This window comes from Roseovarius mucosus DSM 17069 (assembly GCF_000768555.3).
GTDB lineage: Bacteria > Pseudomonadota > Alphaproteobacteria > Rhodobacterales > Rhodobacteraceae > Roseovarius > Roseovarius mucosus.
On record NZ_KN293991.1, the window covers coordinates 151,769 to 168,092 of the forward strand.

Annotated in this window: 20 protein-coding genes and 1 pseudogene; 8 read left to right on the forward strand and 13 right to left on the reverse strand. The window is 63.4% G+C overall.

Annotated features, from left to right (window positions below; all coding sequences use genetic code 11):
- Nucleotides 1-37 precede the first annotated feature (37 nt).
- From tsaD to ROSMUC_RS18450, 4 genes are read left to right on the forward strand one after another with little or no spacing between them, the layout of a single operon-like run.
- Nucleotides 38-1,135 (forward strand): tRNA (adenosine(37)-N6)-threonylcarbamoyltransferase complex transferase subunit TsaD, encoded by a 1,098-nt coding sequence (gene tsaD, locus ROSMUC_RS18435; protein ID WP_037276840.1) that lies wholly within the window; start codon nt 38-40, stop codon nt 1,133-1,135.
- Nucleotides 1,132-2,088, forward strand: a complete 957-nt coding sequence (locus ROSMUC_RS18440) for an NAD(P)H-dependent glycerol-3-phosphate dehydrogenase (protein ID WP_037276115.1) — start codon at nt 1,132-1,134, stop codon at nt 2,086-2,088. The genes tsaD and ROSMUC_RS18440 overlap by 4 nt, the downstream gene beginning before the upstream one ends.
- Complete coding sequence (locus ROSMUC_RS18445; RefSeq protein ID WP_037276842.1) at nt 2,088-2,357, forward strand: YciI family protein; 270 nt, start codon at nt 2,088-2,090, stop codon at nt 2,355-2,357. Before ROSMUC_RS18440 ends, ROSMUC_RS18445 begins: the two co-directional genes overlap by 1 nt.
- The gene (locus tag ROSMUC_RS18450; RefSeq protein WP_037276117.1) at nt 2,357-2,776 is read left to right on the forward strand and encodes an EVE domain-containing protein; all 420 of its coding nucleotides are present in this window, start codon (nt 2,357-2,359) and stop codon (nt 2,774-2,776) included. Before ROSMUC_RS18445 ends, ROSMUC_RS18450 begins: the two co-directional genes overlap by 1 nt.
- Here ROSMUC_RS18450 and zapE read toward each other — a convergent pair.
- A complete protein-coding gene (gene zapE, locus ROSMUC_RS18455) occupies nt 2,773-3,834 on the reverse strand; it encodes a cell division protein ZapE (protein ID WP_037276119.1) in 1,062 nt (353 codons plus the stop codon). The genes ROSMUC_RS18450 and zapE overlap by 4 nt on opposite strands.
- Nucleotides 3,835-3,838: 4 nt before the next feature.
- Nucleotides 3,839-4,816, reverse strand: a complete 978-nt coding sequence (gene pip / locus ROSMUC_RS18460) for a prolyl aminopeptidase (protein WP_037276120.1) — start codon at nt 4,814-4,816, stop codon at nt 3,839-3,841.
- A gap of 48 nt (nt 4,817-4,864) precedes the next feature.
- Here pip and ubiG point away from each other — a divergent pair, with 48 nt between their 5' ends.
- Nucleotides 4,865-5,608, forward strand: coding sequence for a bifunctional 2-polyprenyl-6-hydroxyphenol methylase/3-demethylubiquinol 3-O-methyltransferase UbiG (gene ubiG, locus ROSMUC_RS18465; RefSeq protein WP_037276844.1), 744 nt, complete (start codon nt 4,865-4,867; stop codon nt 5,606-5,608).
- Nucleotides 5,609-5,779: 171 nt separating this feature from the next.
- On the opposite strand, the gene ROSMUC_RS18470 is transcribed toward ubiG, so the two are convergent.
- From ROSMUC_RS18470 to ROSMUC_RS18485, 4 genes are read right to left on the reverse strand one after another with little or no spacing between them, the layout of a single operon-like run.
- Nucleotides 5,780-6,226, reverse strand: a complete 447-nt coding sequence (locus tag ROSMUC_RS18470; RefSeq protein WP_037276123.1) for a MarR family winged helix-turn-helix transcriptional regulator — start codon at nt 6,224-6,226, stop codon at nt 5,780-5,782.
- Complete coding sequence (locus ROSMUC_RS18475) at nt 6,227-7,057, reverse strand: carbon-nitrogen hydrolase family protein (protein WP_037276846.1); 831 nt, start codon at nt 7,055-7,057, stop codon at nt 6,227-6,229.
- Between the two features lie 5 nt (nt 7,058-7,062).
- Nucleotides 7,063-7,320 carry a glutaredoxin 3 gene (gene grxC / locus ROSMUC_RS18480; protein ID WP_008282716.1) on the reverse strand — a complete coding sequence of 86 codons (258 nt, stop codon included), beginning with the start codon at nt 7,318-7,320 and terminating at the stop codon, nt 7,063-7,065.
- 32 nt (nt 7,321-7,352) lie between these two features.
- Nucleotides 7,353-8,084, reverse strand: coding sequence for a ComF family protein (locus ROSMUC_RS18485; RefSeq protein ID WP_245875236.1), 732 nt, complete (start codon nt 8,082-8,084; stop codon nt 7,353-7,355).
- Nucleotides 8,085-8,098: 14 nt separating this feature from the next.
- Here ROSMUC_RS18485 and ROSMUC_RS18490 point away from each other — a divergent pair, with 14 nt between their 5' ends.
- The gene (locus ROSMUC_RS18490; protein WP_037276125.1) at nt 8,099-8,917 is read left to right on the forward strand and encodes a methyltransferase domain-containing protein; all 819 of its coding nucleotides are present in this window, start codon (nt 8,099-8,101) and stop codon (nt 8,915-8,917) included.
- A 59-nt stretch (nt 8,918-8,976) separates the two neighbouring features.
- Nucleotides 8,977-10,041 carry a ferrochelatase gene (hemH, locus tag ROSMUC_RS18495; RefSeq protein WP_037276129.1) on the forward strand — a complete coding sequence of 355 codons (1,065 nt, stop codon included), beginning with the start codon at nt 8,977-8,979 and terminating at the stop codon, nt 10,039-10,041.
- Between the two features lie 71 nt (nt 10,042-10,112).
- Here the strand turns inward: hemH and ROSMUC_RS18500 are convergent, their stop codons facing one another.
- A complete protein-coding gene (locus ROSMUC_RS18500; RefSeq protein WP_008282723.1) occupies nt 10,113-10,301 on the reverse strand; it encodes a hypothetical protein in 189 nt (62 codons plus the stop codon).
- A 144-nt stretch (nt 10,302-10,445) separates the two neighbouring features.
- Nucleotides 10,446-11,048 carry a L,D-transpeptidase gene (locus ROSMUC_RS18505; protein WP_037276133.1) on the reverse strand — a complete coding sequence of 201 codons (603 nt, stop codon included), beginning with the start codon at nt 11,046-11,048 and terminating at the stop codon, nt 10,446-10,448.
- Nucleotides 11,049-11,219: 171 nt separating this feature from the next.
- Here ROSMUC_RS18505 and dalA point away from each other — a divergent pair, with 171 nt between their 5' ends.
- Nucleotides 11,220-11,732, forward strand: coding sequence for a divisome-associated lipoprotein DalA (gene dalA / locus ROSMUC_RS18510; protein ID WP_037276134.1), 513 nt, complete (start codon nt 11,220-11,222; stop codon nt 11,730-11,732).
- Here the strand turns inward: dalA and ROSMUC_RS18515 are convergent, their stop codons facing one another.
- The 5 genes and pseudogenes from ROSMUC_RS18515 to hslO form a co-directional block, all read right to left on the reverse strand.
- On the reverse strand, nt 11,733-12,236 hold the full coding sequence (locus ROSMUC_RS18515; protein WP_037276136.1) for a L,D-transpeptidase family protein: 504 nt from the start codon (nt 12,234-12,236) through the stop codon (nt 11,733-11,735).
- A gap of 74 nt (nt 12,237-12,310) precedes the next feature.
- Nucleotides 12,311-13,534: a class I SAM-dependent RNA methyltransferase gene (locus tag ROSMUC_RS18520; protein WP_037276137.1), complete on the reverse strand. Its 1,224-nt coding sequence runs from the start codon at nt 13,532-13,534 to the stop codon at nt 12,311-12,313.
- A 42-nt stretch (nt 13,535-13,576) separates the two neighbouring features.
- Nucleotides 13,577-14,723, reverse strand: a pseudogene (locus ROSMUC_RS18525) (CCA tRNA nucleotidyltransferase).
- Entirely contained in the window at nt 14,720-15,325 is a 606-nt protein-coding gene (locus ROSMUC_RS18530; RefSeq protein WP_102106027.1) for a CoA pyrophosphatase, read from the reverse strand. The pseudogene ROSMUC_RS18525 and the gene ROSMUC_RS18530 overlap by 4 nt, the downstream one beginning before the upstream one ends.
- Nucleotides 15,300-16,298 carry an Hsp33 family molecular chaperone HslO gene (gene hslO, locus ROSMUC_RS18535; protein WP_037276140.1) on the reverse strand — a complete coding sequence of 333 codons (999 nt, stop codon included), beginning with the start codon at nt 16,296-16,298 and terminating at the stop codon, nt 15,300-15,302. The genes ROSMUC_RS18530 and hslO overlap by 26 nt, the downstream gene beginning before the upstream one ends.
- Between the last annotated feature and the right edge of the window lie 26 nt (nt 16,299-16,324).

Genomic DNA, 16,324 nt, shown 5'->3' on the forward strand with positions numbered 1-16,324 from the left:
TACCTGCCTTGCACCCTTCACGCAACGCATGGCCGCGATGACAGAGCCTTTGACCCTCCTAGGACTTGAGAGCAGCTGCGACGATACCGCCGCTGCAGTGTTGCGCATTGGCGCGGATGGCACCCCGGAAATTCTATCCTCTGTCGTGCATGGGCAAACCGCGCTCCATGCCGAGTTCGGCGGCGTCGTGCCGGAAATCGCGGCGCGCGCGCATGCGGAAAAACTGGATGTCTGCGTGCGCGAGGCGCTGAACGCGGCGCGTCTGACGCTGCGCGACGTGGGGGCGGTGGCCGTTACCTCTGGTCCAGGCCTCATTGGCGGGGTGATCGCCGGTGTGATGTGCGCCAAGGGGATTGCGGCGGGCGCGGGCCTGCCGCTGATTGGCGTCAACCATCTTGCCGGTCATGCGCTGACCCCGCGCCTGACGCATGGCGTGGCCTATCCCTATCTGATGCTGCTGGTCTCTGGCGGGCATTGCCAGTTCCTGATCGTGCGCGGTGCGGATGATTTCACCCGCCTTGGCGGCACCATCGACGACGCCCCCGGCGAGGCGTTCGACAAGACCGCGCGCCTCTTGGGCCTGCCGCAACCGGGCGGTCCCAATGTGGAACGCGCGGCAATGCAAGGCGATCCCACCCGCTTTCGCTTTCCCCGGCCTTTGCTGGACCGTCCCGGCTGCGATATGTCCTTTTCCGGGCTAAAAACCGCCCTCCTGCGCGCCCGCGATGAAATCGTGACCGCGAAATCCGGGCTGACGCGGCAGGACCGCGCCGATCTCTGCGCCGGGTTTCAGGCCGCCGTGCGCGACGTTCTGGCCGAGAAAACCCGCCGCACGCTGGCGCTCTATTTACAAGAGGCACCGGCCACGCCGGTGATCGCCGTGGCCGGGGGTGTCGCCGCAAATACCGCTATTCGCGCTGAATTAGAGACTGTTGCGGCCGAGATGGGCGCAGCCTTTGTCGCGCCTCCGCTGGCGCTTTGCACCGACAATGCCGCGATGATCGCCTATGCCGGGGCAGAGCTTCTGGCGCTTGGGCACTGCGATGACATGACGCTTGCCGCTCGCCCGCGCTGGCCCTTGGATCAAACCAGCCCCGCCATGCTGGGCAGCGGCAAGAAAGGGGCCAAGGCATGATCCTCATCTGTGGCGCAGGCGCATTCGGCACCGCTCTTGCGGTGACTCTGGCGCAAAATGGTCCCGTGACCCTCTGGGCGCGCGACGCGGCGCATGCGGCAGAAATGCAAGCCACCCGCGAGAATGCCCGCCGCCTGCCCGGCATCGCCCTGCCGGACAGCGTGACCGTTACCAGCGGCCCCGTGCCCAAGGGCGATACCCCCTGTCTTCTGGCCATGCCGATGCAGACGCTGGGCGGTTTTCTCTCAGAACATGCCAACGCCCTCGCCCATCGCCCGCTCGTCGCCTGCTGCAAGGGCATGGACCTGACCACCGGCCTTGGCCCCACCGGCCTTATTGCGCGCGTCTGTCCCACGGCGACCCCTGCCATCCTTACCGGTCCCAGCTTTGCCCGCGACATCGCGCTTGGCCTGCCCACGGCGCTGACGCTCGCCTGTGCCGATGAGGCCACCGGCCAGATGCTGCAACGCGCCCTGACCACGCCCACCCTGCGCCTCTACCGCGCCACCGACACCCTCGGCGCAGAACTGGGTGGCGCGCTCAAGAACGTGATCGCCATCGCCTGCGGTGCCGCCATTGGCGCCGGTCTGGGCGAGAGCGCGCGCGCCGCGCTGATGACTCGTGGCTTTGCCGAAATGAACCGCCTCGCGGCCGCTCTCGGCGCGCAGCCCCAGACGCTCGCGGGGCTCTCGGGCTTTGGCGACTTGGCGCTGACTTGCTGCTCTGACCAATCGCGCAATTACCGCTACGGCCTCAGCATCGGCCAAGGCGCGGATTTTGACCCCACCATCACGGTCGAGGGCGCCGCCACCGCCCGCGCCGTGCTGGCCCGCGCGCAGGCGATGGGCCTTGATATGCCCATCACCCATGCCGTTACCGCGCTTGTCACAGGCGAATTGCGCGTGGCGCAGGCGATGGATATGCTGCTCTCACGTCCATTAAAGGAAGAATGATGCTGATTGCCCTGATTGCCCGCGACAAAGCCGGTGCCCTGCAAACCCGTCTCGACACGCGCGACGCGCATGTCGCCTATCTCAAGGAAACCGGCGTTGTCTCTCAGGCCGGTCCCCTGCTCGATGACGCAGGCCAGATGATCGGCTCGCTCGTCATCCTCGACGTGGCCGATATGCAGGCCGCACAGGATTGGGCCGCAGGTGATCCCTATGCCAAGGCCGGGCTTTTTGCCAATGTCGAGCTCATTCCGTGGAAAAAGGTCATCTGATGCGCTACTGGCTGTTCAAATCCGAACCCTCAACCTGGGGCTGGCAGGACCAGTTGGCCAAGGGTGACGCAGGCGAAGAATGGGACGGCGTGCGCAACTATCAGGCGCGTAATTTCATGCGCGAGATGGCCTTGGGCGATCGCGGCTTTTTCTACCACTCCCAGAGCGAAAAATCCGTAGTCGGCACGGTCGAGGTGATCGCCACCGCCCACCCCGACAGCAAATCTGACGATCCGCGTTGGGAATGCGTGGACATCAAGGCGATTGAAACCGCCAAGACACCCGTGACACTGGAAACCATCAAATGCGATCCGCGTCTGGCCGATATGGTGCTGGTGAAAAATTCCCGCCTCTCGGTGCAGCCGGTCACGGCAGAGGAATGGCGCGTGATCTGCGGCATGGCGGGGCTCACCGCCTAAGCCTCTTTCCCCCAGCCCTCGGACTGCATTTCGCGCATCCGGCTGGCGGTGCGCTCGAACTCGAACGATCCCTCACCTTCGATATAGAGATATTCCGGCACCGCCGCCGCCGAACAAATCAGCCGCACCCGTGCCTCGTAGAGCGCGTCGATCAGCGTCACAAATCGCTTGGCCTCATTGAAATTGCTGCGCCCCATCTGCGGGATGTTTTCGAGGATCAGCACCCGCGCCGCCTCGGCCAAGGCCAGATAATCCGCCGGCCCCAGGGGATTGCCGCAGAGGTCATAGAATGTCGCCCGCGCCACACCATTGTGAAACGCCGGAATCTCGACCGCCCGCTTGTTGACGATGATCGTGTGCGGCCCACCGCGCCCTTGAGTCAAATCCTGCCATATCGTCTCTATTTCGGCCCGACTCTCTGCATTTATGGGGGTGAAATAGCTGGGGCTGCCGGTCAGACGATCCTGTCGGTAATCGGTCGGGCTGACCATTTCGTGAATGATCATCCGCTCTTTCAAGAGATCGATGAACGGCAGGAAAAGCTGCCGGTTGAGCCCATTCTTATAGAGATCATCCGGCACCCGGTTCGAGGTGGTGACCACCACGACCCCCGCCGCAAAGAGCGCCTCAAAGAGCCGCCCCACGATCATCGCGTCGGTGATGTCGGAAATCTGCATCTCGTCAAAGGCCAGAAGCCGCACGGAGTTGGCCACCTCCGCCGCCACAGGGGCCAACGCATCCGCCTCGTTGCGGGCGCGCGCGGCGTGCAGACCGGCATGGATTTCCTGCATGAACGCATGGAAATGCACCCGCCGATTGGGCACCGCCAGCGTGCTCACAAAGAGATCCATCAGCATGGATTTGCCACGCCCGACCCCGCCCCAGATATAGAGGCCCTTGGGCGGCTCGGGCGCACGGCGAAACCAGCCCTTGCGCGGGGCCTCGTCCAGAGCCAGCCGAATCCGCTCGAATTCCGGCAAGAGCGCCTCTTGCGCCGGATCGGGCGTCAGTTTGCCATCGGCCACAAGGCGGGCATAAAGATCGGGCAGGGTTTCCATCGGCCTAGCGACTGCCGCGCGCCAGCTTTTGCATGACGCTGACCAATTCGGCGCTGATCCCCGGCTCTGACAGGGCATGGCCCGCCACGGGAATCATCCGCAGATCGGCCACCGGCCAACGTTCCGCCAGCCGATGCGCCGTCACCGGGGGGCAGATCATGTCATACCGCCCCTGCACGATAGTGCCGGGAATATGGGCGATCCGGGGCATGTCATCCAGGATCTGACCATCGTGATCCAGAAATCCGCGATGGGTGAAATAGTGATTCTCAAGCCGGGCAAAGGCGCGGGCGTAATCGGCGGGGCTATCGCCACCCACGCCCGTTGAATGCACCGTCGCCAGCGCATTTTCCCAGGCGGACCATGCCTTGGCATGGCTGACTTCCTCGCTCAGGTTGCCGGAAAAGAGGCGCCGGTGATAGGCCGCGATCAGGTCATCCCGCTCGTCTTCGGGGATCAACGCGACGAACCGCGCCCAGGTTTCCGGCCAAAAGGCCCCGGCCCCCCCGCCATAGAACCAGTGCAATTCCGCCTCTGTCATGGTGAAGACACCGCGCAGCACCAGATGCTGCACCGGTGTGGGATGTGCCTGGGCATAAATCAGCGCAAGCGTCGCCCCCCAACTGCCACCGAACACGATCCAACGCTCGATGCCCAGGGTCCGGCGAATCAGCTCTATGTCGGCCACCAGATGCCATGTCGTATTTGCCTCGACGCTGGCATGCGGGCGCGAGCGGCCACAACCGCGCTGATCAAAGAGAATGATCCGATAGACCGCCGGATCGAAATAGCGCCGCATCGCCGGGCTGCACCCACCCCCCGGCCCGCCATGCAGCACGATCACCGGCAGGCCATCGGGGCGGCCCGATTGCTCCATATAGACGCTATGCCCGTCGCCCACATCCAGCATCTGCCGGTCAAACGGCTCGACCGGGGGATGAAGATATTGCACTGCGCTCTTTTGGCCTGAGAATTTGTCCATGAATGTCCTATATAAGCCGCGAGACCAAAAGAGCATATGGAGAGCAGAATGCAAGCCGCTCAGAGCACGATTGATCCCACCGAGGTTGCCAAGTTCGAGGCGATGGCAGCGGAATGGTGGGATCCCAACGGGAAATTCAAGCCCCTGCACATGCTCAACCCCTGTCGGCTGGATTATATCACCGCGCAAATCGCAGCGGAATTCGACCGTGATCTGCGGGGCACGGCCCCCTTTGCCGGGCTGCGCCTGCTCGATATCGGCTGCGGTGGCGGTCTTTTGAGCGAACCGATGGCGCGTCTGGGCGCGACCGTGGTGGGCGCCGATGCCGCACCTCGCAACATCCCCGTGGCGCAGGTTCATGCCGCGCAATCCGGCCTCGACATCGACTATCGCCACACCACGGCCGAGGATCTGGCCGCGGCGGGCGAACAGTTCGACGTCGTGCTCAACATGGAAGTGGTCGAGCATGTGGCTGATCCGCTGACCTATCTCACCGCCTGCCAACAGCTTTTGAAACCGGGCGGGCTGCATGTCTGCTCGACCATCAACCGCAACCCCAAGAGCTATGCCATGGCCATCGTGGGCGCGGAATATGTCATGCGTTGGTTGCCCAAGGGCACGCATGACTGGGCCAAGTTCATCACGCCCGATGAGCTATATGATCTCTTGCGCAACGCCGGGCTGGAACCCGTGGATCGCAAGGGTTTCGTGTTCAACCCGATCACCTGGGGCTGGCGCCTGTCGGACCGGGACCTGAGCGTGAATTACGTGACAGCCAGCGTGAAGCGCTGAACGGCGCGGGTTGCTGGGCCGGGGGCTAGCGAAGCAACGGCCATGGATGCCAGTTAAGTCCGTATGACTTCACGGTGAAGCGCTCCCTCTCGAAATCGCTAGGCCGCGGGACGGCCCAGCGATCCGCGCGGCGGCGCTACGCGCCTTGTTCCGCGCGGGTAGCAGACGAATTCACGTCCCCGGCTCCAGCTTGGCCCGCAATTCGCGCAACACCGGCAGGCTGGCGCGCACGCGGTCTTCGCCCAGATCGCGGATGAGGTCCGACACCATCGGCGTGATCGCCGCCATCGCGGCATCGCGCGCCTGACGGCCCGAGGGGCTGATCGCCACCATCTTGCGCCGCGCATCGTCCCAATCGGGGCGGATATGCACATATCCCGCCCATTCCAGCTTGCTCAGCGTATTGGTCATCGCGCCGCGCGTGACGTGAAAGCTTTTGGCCAATTGCGCCGGGCTGCGTTCGTCCCCGATCCGCGCCAGATGGTTCAGCACCGAGAAATGCGAGATTTCCATACCTTTTGGCAAAACCCGTGTCAGGCGGCTGCGGATCAACTGCTCATTCGTCAGAATTTCGCTGAAGAGCGCCACGGCAAGGGAATTGCTGGTCGTATCGGTCATTCAGGGCCCGTCAAACGCTCGGTCATGGCGCAGCGAAGGCACGCGCCTGCGCGCTTGTGCCACCGCATCGGGGTCAAGATCAACCATCACGATGCCCGGTTCGACACCGCCATCGGCAAGAACCTCTCCCCATGGTGCCACAACAATACTGTGCCCATGGGTCTGACGGGTGCGGCCCGATGTCGCGGCATGGGTGCCGGTCTGTGCCGGGGCCAGCACGAAACAGCCGGTCTCGATCGCACGGGCGCGCAACAGCACCTCCCAATGCGCAGCACCCGTGACATAGGAAAACGCCGCTGGCACGGTCAGGATCGTGGCCCCCGCCTGTGCCAAGGCGCGGTGCAGATGCGGGAAACGCACGTCATAACAGATCGTCATCCCCAGCTTGCCCGGCGGCATATCGGCGACAACAGCCCGATCCCCGGGACGAAACCCATCCGATTCGCGATAGGTTTCCTCGGGGCTGACATCCACATCGAACATGTGGATCTTGTCATAGCGCGCGACAATGCCGCCATCCGGCCCGATCAGGAACGACCGATTGGCAAAGCGCCCATCCGGATCATCGGTTTTCAGCGCGAGCGACCCGATCAAGAGCCAGACACCCGCCTCCGCCGCACGCGCACGCAAGCCCGCCAGTGTTGGATCGCTCTCTTCGGGATGCAGCACGGAATTCTGATGCGCGCGGCTGCCCGAAACACAATTCGTGACCTCCGGGGTCAGGATAAACTCTGCCCCCTGCGCAATCGCCGTGTCCATCATGCCCAGCGTGATCGCCAGATTGGCCTCTGGATCATCGCTGCTGTTCAGCTGCAAAAGGGCCGCGCGCATCGCCATCACCCGCGCAACAGCGCGTCAAGCTTGCCCGCCTGTTCCAGCGCATAGAGATCATCACAGCCGCCGACATGGGTGGTGCCGATAAAGATCTGCGGCACGGTATGGCGGCCATTGGCGCGCTTCATCATCTCGGATTTGCGCGCAGGCTGGGCCAGCACGTTGATTTCCGAAAAATTGACGCCCTTCTTCTGCAACAGGCGTTTGGCCGAATGGCAAAATCCGCAGAGCGGTGATGTATAGATTTCGACTGGCTTCATGATTGGGATCCCCGGTTCGCACTGGCGCGAACTTAGGCATCCTTGGCGGCGCGCGCCAGTGTCACAACGCTCACATCGCCGCTACCCGCTGAAATACATGCCTGCGCCGCCACAGAGAGCGTGGCCCCCGAGGTCATCACATCGTCCACGATCAGAATGGGGCGGCCCGCAATCAATCCCAAATGTCGCGCCGTGACCCGAATCGCATCGGTCAACATGGCGTGCCGCGCCTCGACGCTCAGACCCTTCAGGCTCTGAGTGCGTTTCGGCCGTGTCAGCAGGTCGGGGCACCAGGGCAAACCCGTCTCGCGCGCCAGGCCCTGCGCGAGGAGTGCCGATTGATTGAACCGCCGCGACAGCATCCGCCCCCAATGCAGCGGAATGGGCGCAATGAGCGTATCGGGCCGCAACAGGGTCTGCGCCGCCCGCGCCATCCATTTCGCGGCTGGGCGCACCACATCATGCCGATCGCCATGTTTCAACATAAGCACCAGTTTGCGCCCGTTTTCATGATAGCGCATCGCCGCGCGCCCCTGCGCCCAGGGCCGCGCCATGCGCAGACAGTCATCGCAGTGTTCCACCCCGGCATGCACCTCACCGGGCAGGGGCACACCACAAGTGTCGCAAACAAGCCCGGAAATGAACGGCGTATCGCGCCAGCACGGGCCACAGAGACCAAAATCGCTATCCACCACCGCGCCACAGAGCGTGCACCGCGCCGGATAGACCAGGCGAACCGCCGTTTGAAAAGCCTCTGCCAGCACTCTATCCTTGCCCCATGACTCAAACGCCCCTCACCGACCGCGCCGCCCTCAGTCGCAACCGCCAGCGCGCCCAGCGCGCCCCGGCCCTTTTCCTGCACGAGATCGCCGCCGATGAGGTCGAGGATCGCCTGAGCCTGGTTAACAAATCCTTTACTGCGCCCGCCGTGGTGACGGGATTTCCGCAATTCTGGCAATCCCGCTTGCCTGAGGCGCGGATCGTGCCGGATGATGAGGTGCTGACGCTGGAGCCGGGCGCGCATGATCTGGTCGTTCACGCGCTCTGCCTGCATTGGGCCAATGATCCCGTGGGCCAGCTCATTCAGGCGCGGCGTGCGTTGCGCCCCGATGGCCTGTTGCTGGCGGTGCTCTTTGGTGGCGGCACGCTTCATGAATTGCGCAGCGCGCTGGCGCAGGCCGAGGCAGAGGTGCGCGGCGGCCTCTCGCCCCGTGTCCTGCCCATGGCCGAGATCCGCGATCTGGGTGGGTTGATGCAGCGCGCGGGCCTCACCCTGCCGGTGGCCGACACAATGCCGCTCCGCACCAGCTATGCCGATCCTCTGGCCCTCATGCGCGACCTGCGCGCCATGGGCGAATCCAACGCCATGACGGCACGCCCCCGCACTCTGACCCGGCCGCGTATGCTCCGCCGCGCCTGCGACATATATGCACAAGCCTTTGGCACCAACGACGGGCGCATCCCCGCCACGTTCGAGATGATCTTCCTCACCGGCTGGTCCCCCGACGCCAGCCAGCCCCAGCCGCTGCGCCCCGGATCAGCCAGCGCGCGGCTCGCCGATGCGCTTGGGGCGGTGGAAAACCCGCTCAAAGATTGACCTTTCGGGCACAGCCTATATGTCACCCCTGTCCCGGAACTCACAGGAATGACCAAGCCATGCTTGATGCCAGCCATGATGCCGCCCGCCCAGAACATGCCGCCGCCGATCACCCCAAGGTGCCGCGCGCGAAAACCGGCGTGCTCTTGGCCAATCTCGGGACGCCGGATCACTACTCCTACTGGCCGATGCGCCGCTATCTCAACGAGTTCCTGTCGGACCGCCGGGTGATCGACTACAGCCCGTGGAAATGGCAACCGCTCTTGCAGCTCATCATCCTGACCAAGCGGCCCTTTACCAGCGGGCACGCCTATAAATCCATCTGGAACGAGGAAAAGGGCGAAAGCCCCCTGATGACCATCACCCGAGACCAGACCACCAAAATGGCCGCCGCGATGCAGGAACGCTATGGCGATCAGGTCATGGTCGATTTCTGCATGCGCTACGGCAATCCTTCGACCAAATCCAAGGTGCGCCAAATGGTCGAGGCGGGCTGCACCCGCATCCTCTTCTTCCCGCTCTATCCGCATTACGCCGGGGCCACATCGGCCACCGCGAACGACCAGTTCTTTCGCGCCCTGATGGATGAGACATGGCAGCCCATCGCGCGCGTGGTCGAACCCTATTTCGAGAACCCGCTCTATATCGAGGCGCTCGCGCAATCGGTCGAGCGCGCCTATGCGAAGGTCGAAAAGCGGCCTGAAATCCTAGTCGTGTCCTATCACGGGATGCCGAAGCGCTATCTGATGCAGGGTGATCCCTATCACTGCCAGTGCCAGAAAACGACCCGCCTGCTCAAGGAACGGCTGGGCTGGGCCGATACCGAGATCACCACGACCTTCCAGTCGGTCTTTGGCCCCGAAGAATGGCTCAAGCCCTATACCGTGGACGAGGTCGCGCGCCTGGCCCGAGAAGACTGCAAGAAACGTATCGCCGTGATGGCCCCCGCCTTTTCCGCCGATTGCATTGAGACGCTGGAAGAGATCAACGAGGAAATTCGCGAGAGCTTTGAAGAAGCGGGCGGCGAAGACTTCACCTATATCCCCTGCCTCAACGACGACGACGCGCATATCACGGCGCTGTCCTCCATCGTCGAAAACAACCTCAAGGGTTGGCTCGACTGACCCACGCCGAAGCACACACAAAAAAAGGCAGTGGTTTCCCACTGCCTTTTCTTTTGGTGCCGTTGCCGGGCTTAGTCAGCAGCGATAACAGCTGCGACGATTGCCAGCAGAACCAGCGGAACCCAAACGCCTGCGGCGGACGAGCTTGCGGCGGTTTCTTCAACAACAACCGGTGCCTCGATGACGGGCTCCGACAGGTTGCCTGCGAAAGCGGTCGAAGCAGCGGCGCTCAGGGCAGCAGCGAGAACGAGTTTCTTCATGATTATCCTCCAGATATTGGCAAGACGCTGCAAAAGACAACGCCAAGCACCCAAGACTTAACCTCGTAAGATTTTCTAATCAGCAATCCGGAACGAATGCAATTATATCTTGGGTCCTTCGCTCCATAAATCGCCAATATTTCGTCAAATTAGCAACACCTGCGTGCCAACTTTGGTCAAAGAGAACAATTCCGCGATGTGCTCATTATAGAGCCCCACACAGCCATTCGACGACCGCCGCCCGATTTTGCGCGTGTCATGGGTGCCGTGAATCCGGTAATAGGTCCAGCTCAGATAGAGCGCATGGGTGCCCAGCGGGTTATCCGGCCCTGGCGGCACAAAGGCGGGCCATTCCGGATTGCGCTTGAGCATCGACGGCGTCGGACGCCAGCTTGGCCCCTCAACCTTTTGCACAACCGCGGTGCGCCCACGCCGCGTCAGATCCTCGGTCAGCGGCACAGAGGACGGGTAAAGCTTGTACACAGACTGGTCCGCGCTCCAGAAATGCACCGCGCGCGAATCGATATCGACCAGAATGGCGCCGTTGTTCAGGTTCGAGAAATACGGGCGCCAATCCAGCATACGGAAACCGGAAATATTGCGCCGCACCGTTTCCTCCAGCGGGCGCTCCATCTCGACGGTACCAGCGCCATCCACGCTCTGCGCCAGCGCCGGTGCCCCCATCAACGCCGCAGCGCCAGTCAAGAACATGCGCCGGTTCCAGGAAATCCGAGAGTCATGGGTCATGGTGAAGAACTCCAGTCAGACAAGCCGATGATCCTTGACCTATAGGATGCCAAGCCTGCGGCCACAAATCAAGAAAGTCACAGCGCGCAAGGTTCTGCGCATGTGGGTTTGAATCGCAACGCAAGCCGGGCTAAAGCAGACATCGAAACAATATTCGGGTGGTTCTGCATCATGGCGCGTCTTTATATCCTGCTGGTTTCGGCTCTTTTGGCTTTGTCCGCCTGCGCCGCACCGCCCCCGCCGCAACTGGGCTCGGATGGTAAACCGCTGCCGCGCGTCTACCGAATCAAGGCTGGCGAGACCTCGGAAATCCAGTTCCGCATGCTCGATTCGGTCAATTCCCTGCGTCAGGCCGCCGGTCAGGCGCCGCTTACGCTTGATTCGGCCCTGACGGCCGCCGCCGCCACCCATTCCCGCGATATGTCGGTGCAAAACCGCCCTTGGCACTTTGGCTCAGACGGCTCTTCGCCGCTCGACCGGGTGCGCCGCGTCGGCTATTCCGGCCATCTCGTGGGCGAAACCATTTCGGAAACCTATGAGACAGAGCTTCAGACCCTCGCCGCCTGGATGGAGGAAGAGGGCACGCGCCGCGTGATTCTCGACCCCGACGCGCGCAAGATGGGCTTTTCCTGGCTTCAGGAGCCCGGCGGCAAGATCTGGTGGACGATGATCCTTGGGGGGTGATCACGCATTAAGCGTGATCGGCGTCCCGTCGCGGACCATGGCATAGACATCCTCCATCTCGCGATTCTTGACCGAGATACAGCCAGCCGTCCAATCGGGGCTGAACATGGCCAGCGCATTGGGCTCTCCATGAATGAAAATATCGCCGCCAGGTGATTTGCCATGCGCCTTGGCATAGGCAATATCAGCCTCATTCGGATACGAAATGCCCAAGGACAGGTGAAACGCGCTGTTGGGATTGCGCCGGTCGATATGATACTCGCCCTCCGGCGTGCGCCCATCGCCCTCGAACTGCTTGTGGCCCTGCGGCGCAAAGCCAAGATCGACCCGATACCGCTTGAGCGGGCGATCATGGTGCAAGAGGAACATCTCGCGCTCGCCCTTGTTCACGATGATGCGCGTCACCTCGGGGCCACGATATGTCCGGAATTTGGAGTCCTGCCTGCTACATGCGACAAGGGCACTCAGCCCCGCCAGCATTACGAAACGTCGGTTGGAGATCATTGTTGTCTTCCACTTGCTGCTCGCGCGTTTCATACCTCAAATCAGGGGTATGGTGGTAGAGGGATTTGTCAGGATCACACCTTGTTCAGGGTGAAACCGGCCACCAATTCCACATGCGCCGACCAGCGGAATTGATCGACCACCCGCACCGGCCCCATCGCATAGCCCGCGCCGATCAACACCTTGGCATCGCGGGCAAATGTCACCGGATTGCAGGACACATAGGCCAGACGCGGCAGGCTGGCGCGGGCAATCTCGGCAATCTGCGCCTCTGCCCCGGCACGCGGCGGATCAATCACCGCCGCATCGAAGCGCGCCAACTCATCCGGCAAGAGTGGGCGGCGAAAGAGATCCCGCACCTCGGTGCTCAGCGGATGCAGCCCCGCCACCCCACGCCGCCCGGCATCCAGCGCTGCCAGCATCGCGGCCTCGCCCTCGACCGCATGTACCTGCGCCCGCTGCGCCAAAGGCAAGGCAAAGGTGCCGCATCCGGAAAATAGATCGACGATCCGCCGCGCCCCGGCAAGAATAGTCTCTGTTTCAGCCAAAAGTGCCGCTTCGCCCTCTGGTGTCGCTTGCAGAAACGCGCCCGGCGGCGGCACCACCCGCGCTGCACCAAAGGCCTGCACCGGCGCGCGCCGCGTCACCACCACCTCATCGCCCCAGGCCAGCCGCGCCAGATCATGCCGCTCGGCCAGCGCCGCCAGTGCAATCCGCAGCGGCCCATCCAGCGGTTTGCCCTCGGCCACCGCCACATCCAGCCCGACAAGGGACCGCGTGACGCTGACCGCCAGCGCCGCCTTGCGGCTTGTGCCCGTCGCGGCCAGATCGCAGGCCACGCTCAACCCGCGCAACACCTCGGGATGCAGCAAATGACAGTCCGGCACCTCGATGATCACGTCGCTGCCGCGCGCATGAAACCCGGCCATCGCGCCCTTTTTCGTGCGTTTGGCGGCAAAGACCGCCCGCCGCCGGGATTGCGGCGGCGACACATGGATTGGCAGGAACTCAGCGGCGATGCCATGTGCCGCCAGCGCCGCGCGCACCACCTCCACTTTCCAGACCGCGACAAACCCGTCCGACGCATGTTGCACCTGACAGCCGCCGCAGGACCGAAAATGCCGACAGGGCGCACTCACCCGATCCGAGGACGGCGTGATGATGCGCACGTCGGTCAGGGTCTGACCGTTCAGCGTGCCCGATACCCGCTCGCCGGGCAGGGTCAGGGGCGCATAAACCGGCCCTTCGGCAATGCCGTCGCCCTGATGCCCCAATCGTATGATGTCATGTTCGCTCATGCCTGCGCCTTTAGCCTGCGTCGCCCTGCGGTGAAAGCCCGCTCAGAGCAGATCATCGCGCGTCAGCGTAAAATTCGACTCGATCCAGCGCCGCTCCAACGCCTGCAACCGCTCGCCCAGCGCGGGGCCGGAGTACTCTGGCATCAGGTCCGCCGCCGTCACCGGAAATCGTGCCTTGGCCCCTTGGTCCAGATCCTCGGCAAGGCGCGCACTCCAGGGCATCTCCAAGAGCGCCGCACGCAGCAACAGGATCGCGCGCCCCTCTTCGACGCCGTGGCGATACCCCAATTCCGCCGCCTGCGTCGTTTCCGCCGCCGCCCTGCGCAAGAGGTCCAGCCGCCGCGCCTCGGCCCGCGACAGGCGCAACCGCTCTGCCACCGCTTCGCCACCCAGCGCGGCGAGCCGCAGAATCGCATCCGGGGCTGCGTTTGTCTCTGATTCCAGATACACCAACAGGGCCAAGGCCCGCGCATCGCTCCCCGGCAAAACCCCGTGTAACACCCCCGCCACCTGCATCGCCGCCACCGAAGGGGCCGGATCGGGCGCGCCCAAGAGCTTGCGCATCTCCGCCCCCACGCGTTCACGCGAGAGGCGCGCCAAGCCCTCGACATTGCCAGCACAGGCCGCCAGCCCCTCGGCATCAAGCCCCCCCCTCGGGGTCGCCATACCAGGCGTGAAATCGGAAAAACCGCAGGATTCGCAGGTAATCCTCGCGAATTCGCTGATCCGCATCCTCGATGAACCGGACCCGCCGCGCCCGTAGATCCTCCAACCCGCCCAAAGGATCGACCACATCGCCATCGGGCCGCGCATAAAGCGCGTTCATGGTAAAATCCCGCCGCCGGGCATCCGTGTGCAGATCGTCGGCAAAGGCCACCACCGCATGCCGGCCAAAGCTCTGCACATCCTTGCGAAAGGTCGTGACCTCATGGCCAATGTGACCCGAAACCACCGTAATCGTGCCATGCTCGATCCCCGTCGGCACCGGCTTCAGCCCAGCCCCCTCGGCCAGTTCCACCACCATTTCTGGCCGCGCATCAGTGGCAATGTCGATATCCCCCACCGGCGCCCCCAAGAGCGCGTTGCGCACGCAGCCACCGACAAACAGCGCCTGATACCCCGCACCGGTCAGCATCGCACAGACCGCCTGCGTCGCCTTGGCCTCGATCCAAGCGCCCGAAACCTTCATTCCGGCCCCGCCAGATCCGCAAGATTGCGCAAGATTCGCGCCGTTGCCCCCCAGATGTAATAGGGGCCATAGGGCACCGCATAATAGCGCCGCCAATCCCCACGCCAGCGGCGTTTCTCGACCCTATACCGGCCCAACTCGAGCACATGCGCCAGCGGCACGTCAAAGACCTCATCGACCTCGCCCTGCTCGGCACGGGGCTGAAACGGCCCATGCAACCGCGCCAGAACCGGCGTCACGTCAAAGCCGGTCACAGTCTCATGCCGGGGCAGAAACCCCAACACCTCAACGTTGCGCCGGTCGATCCCGATTTCCTCCTCCGCTTCGCGCAGCGCCGTGGCGGTAATATCGGGATCACCCGCATCCTGTTTGCCCCCCGGAAAGGCGATTTGCCCGGGATGATGCCGCAGTTTCGAGGACCGCTTGGTCAGGATCACGCGCCCCTCGCGCACCGGTATCAGCACCGCCGCCGCCCGCAGCTTGCGCCCCTCGGGCAAGACGACACCGGGATTGAGATCATAATCCGACGAGGGCGCCCGCGCGGCCCGCAGCGCAGCCAGCACCCGATCGAGCGGATCAGTCACCGCCCCCGGCCTCGTCATCCTTGGCCTCAAACCCGACTGTCGCCGGATCCAACCGGTAATGTGCCCCGCAAAACTGGCAATCGGCGGTCACAAGGCCCTCTTGCGTCGTCATGGTCGCAATATCGCGCGCGGAATAGATCGACAGGCTGCTGCGCACGCGCTCCTCCGAACAGGTGCAGCCAAACCGAACCGCCTGCATATCGAAAACGCGCGGCCCTTCTTCGTGAAACAGCCGCACCAGCAAATCCGTCGGAGCCACCGACGGCCCGATCAGCTCCAGATCCTCAACCGTATCGAGCAGGACATTGGCACGATTCCAATTCTCGGCATCGTCGCCGTCCAGAATATCCTCGGCCTGCAAGAGCCCACCATCGCCCGATCCGCCGTCATTGGCAAAGGGCGACGCCTTGGGCATATGCTGCAACATGACACCACCCGCGCGCCAGTGTTCGACGCCGCCCGCCTCGGTCCATTTCCCGAAACTCAGCGCAAAGCGCGTCGGCAATTGCTCGGATTGGGCAAAATACGCCTCGGCACAGTGGCGCAGCGCCTCTCCGGCGATGGGCGTGATCCCCTGATAGGGCGTCGTGCCCTGCCCCTGATCCAGCATCACCGCGAAATACCCTTCGCCCAACTGATCGAAGGGACGCGCGTGGCTCAAGCGTTCTGCGTCGAAACTGGCATAGGCGCGCATCCGCGCAGGCTCTCCCGGCTCGCTCGGGCCATAGTAATCCGTGGCGATCATCCGCACCGCACCGCGTGTCTGCACCTGCAATGACAGTTTCCACCGCAGCTTGATCGTCTGCCCGATCAACGCGGTCAGAAGAGCCATTTCCGCGATCAACGCCTCGACCTGCGGCGGATAATCATGCTGTTTCAGAATCCCGTCCAGCACCCCGTCAAGCCGCACCACCCGCCCGCGAATATCGGCGCGGTCTAGCTGAAAGGGCAGGATCGTATCATCCCAGGCGATTTTCTGTCCAAGTGTCATGGGCTTTCCTTTGGGTCTCGACTTGG

Bases quoted from the DNA above. Each gene is read 5' to 3' on its own strand.
- tsaD (WP_037276840.1), top strand. From the start codon at position 38: ATGACAGAGCCTTTGACCCTCCTAGGACTTGAGAGCAGCTGCGACGAT.
- ROSMUC_RS18440 (WP_037276115.1), top strand. From the start codon at position 1,132: ATGATCCTCATCTGTGGCGCAGGCGCATTCGGCACCGCTCTTGCGGTG.
- ROSMUC_RS18445 (WP_037276842.1), top strand. From the start codon at position 2,088: ATGCTGATTGCCCTGATTGCCCGCGACAAAGCCGGTGCCCTGCAAACC.
- ROSMUC_RS18450 (WP_037276117.1), top strand. From the start codon at position 2,357: ATGCGCTACTGGCTGTTCAAATCCGAACCCTCAACCTGGGGCTGGCAG.
- zapE (WP_037276119.1), bottom strand. From the start codon at position 3,834: ATGGAAACCCTGCCCGATCTTTATGCCCGCCTTGTGGCCGATGGCAAA.
- pip (WP_037276120.1), bottom strand. From the start codon at position 4,816: ATGGACAAATTCTCAGGCCAAAAGAGCGCAGTGCAATATCTTCATCCC.
- ubiG (WP_037276844.1), top strand. From the start codon at position 4,865: ATGCAAGCCGCTCAGAGCACGATTGATCCCACCGAGGTTGCCAAGTTC.
- ROSMUC_RS18470 (WP_037276123.1), bottom strand. From the start codon at position 6,226: ATGACCGATACGACCAGCAATTCCCTTGCCGTGGCGCTCTTCAGCGAA.
- ROSMUC_RS18475 (WP_037276846.1), bottom strand. From the start codon at position 7,057: ATGCGCGCGGCCCTTTTGCAGCTGAACAGCAGCGATGATCCAGAGGCC.
- grxC (WP_008282716.1), bottom strand. From the start codon at position 7,320: ATGAAGCCAGTCGAAATCTATACATCACCGCTCTGCGGATTTTGCCAT.
- ROSMUC_RS18490 (WP_037276125.1), top strand. From the start codon at position 8,099: ATGACTCAAACGCCCCTCACCGACCGCGCCGCCCTCAGTCGCAACCGC.
- hemH (WP_037276129.1), top strand. From the start codon at position 8,977: ATGCTTGATGCCAGCCATGATGCCGCCCGCCCAGAACATGCCGCCGCC.
- ROSMUC_RS18500 (WP_008282723.1), bottom strand. From the start codon at position 10,301: ATGAAGAAACTCGTTCTCGCTGCTGCCCTGAGCGCCGCTGCTTCGACC.
- ROSMUC_RS18505 (WP_037276133.1), bottom strand. From the start codon at position 11,048: ATGACCCATGACTCTCGGATTTCCTGGAACCGGCGCATGTTCTTGACT.
- dalA (WP_037276134.1), top strand. From the start codon at position 11,220: ATGGCGCGTCTTTATATCCTGCTGGTTTCGGCTCTTTTGGCTTTGTCC.
- ROSMUC_RS18515 (WP_037276136.1), bottom strand. From the start codon at position 12,236: ATGATCTCCAACCGACGTTTCGTAATGCTGGCGGGGCTGAGTGCCCTT.
- ROSMUC_RS18520 (WP_037276137.1), bottom strand. From the start codon at position 13,534: ATGAGCGAACATGACATCATACGATTGGGGCATCAGGGCGACGGCATT.
- ROSMUC_RS18530 (WP_102106027.1), bottom strand. From the start codon at position 15,325: ATGACGAGGCCGGGGGCGGTGACTGATCCGCTCGATCGGGTGCTGGCT.
- hslO (WP_037276140.1), bottom strand. From the start codon at position 16,298: ATGACACTTGGACAGAAAATCGCCTGGGATGATACGATCCTGCCCTTT.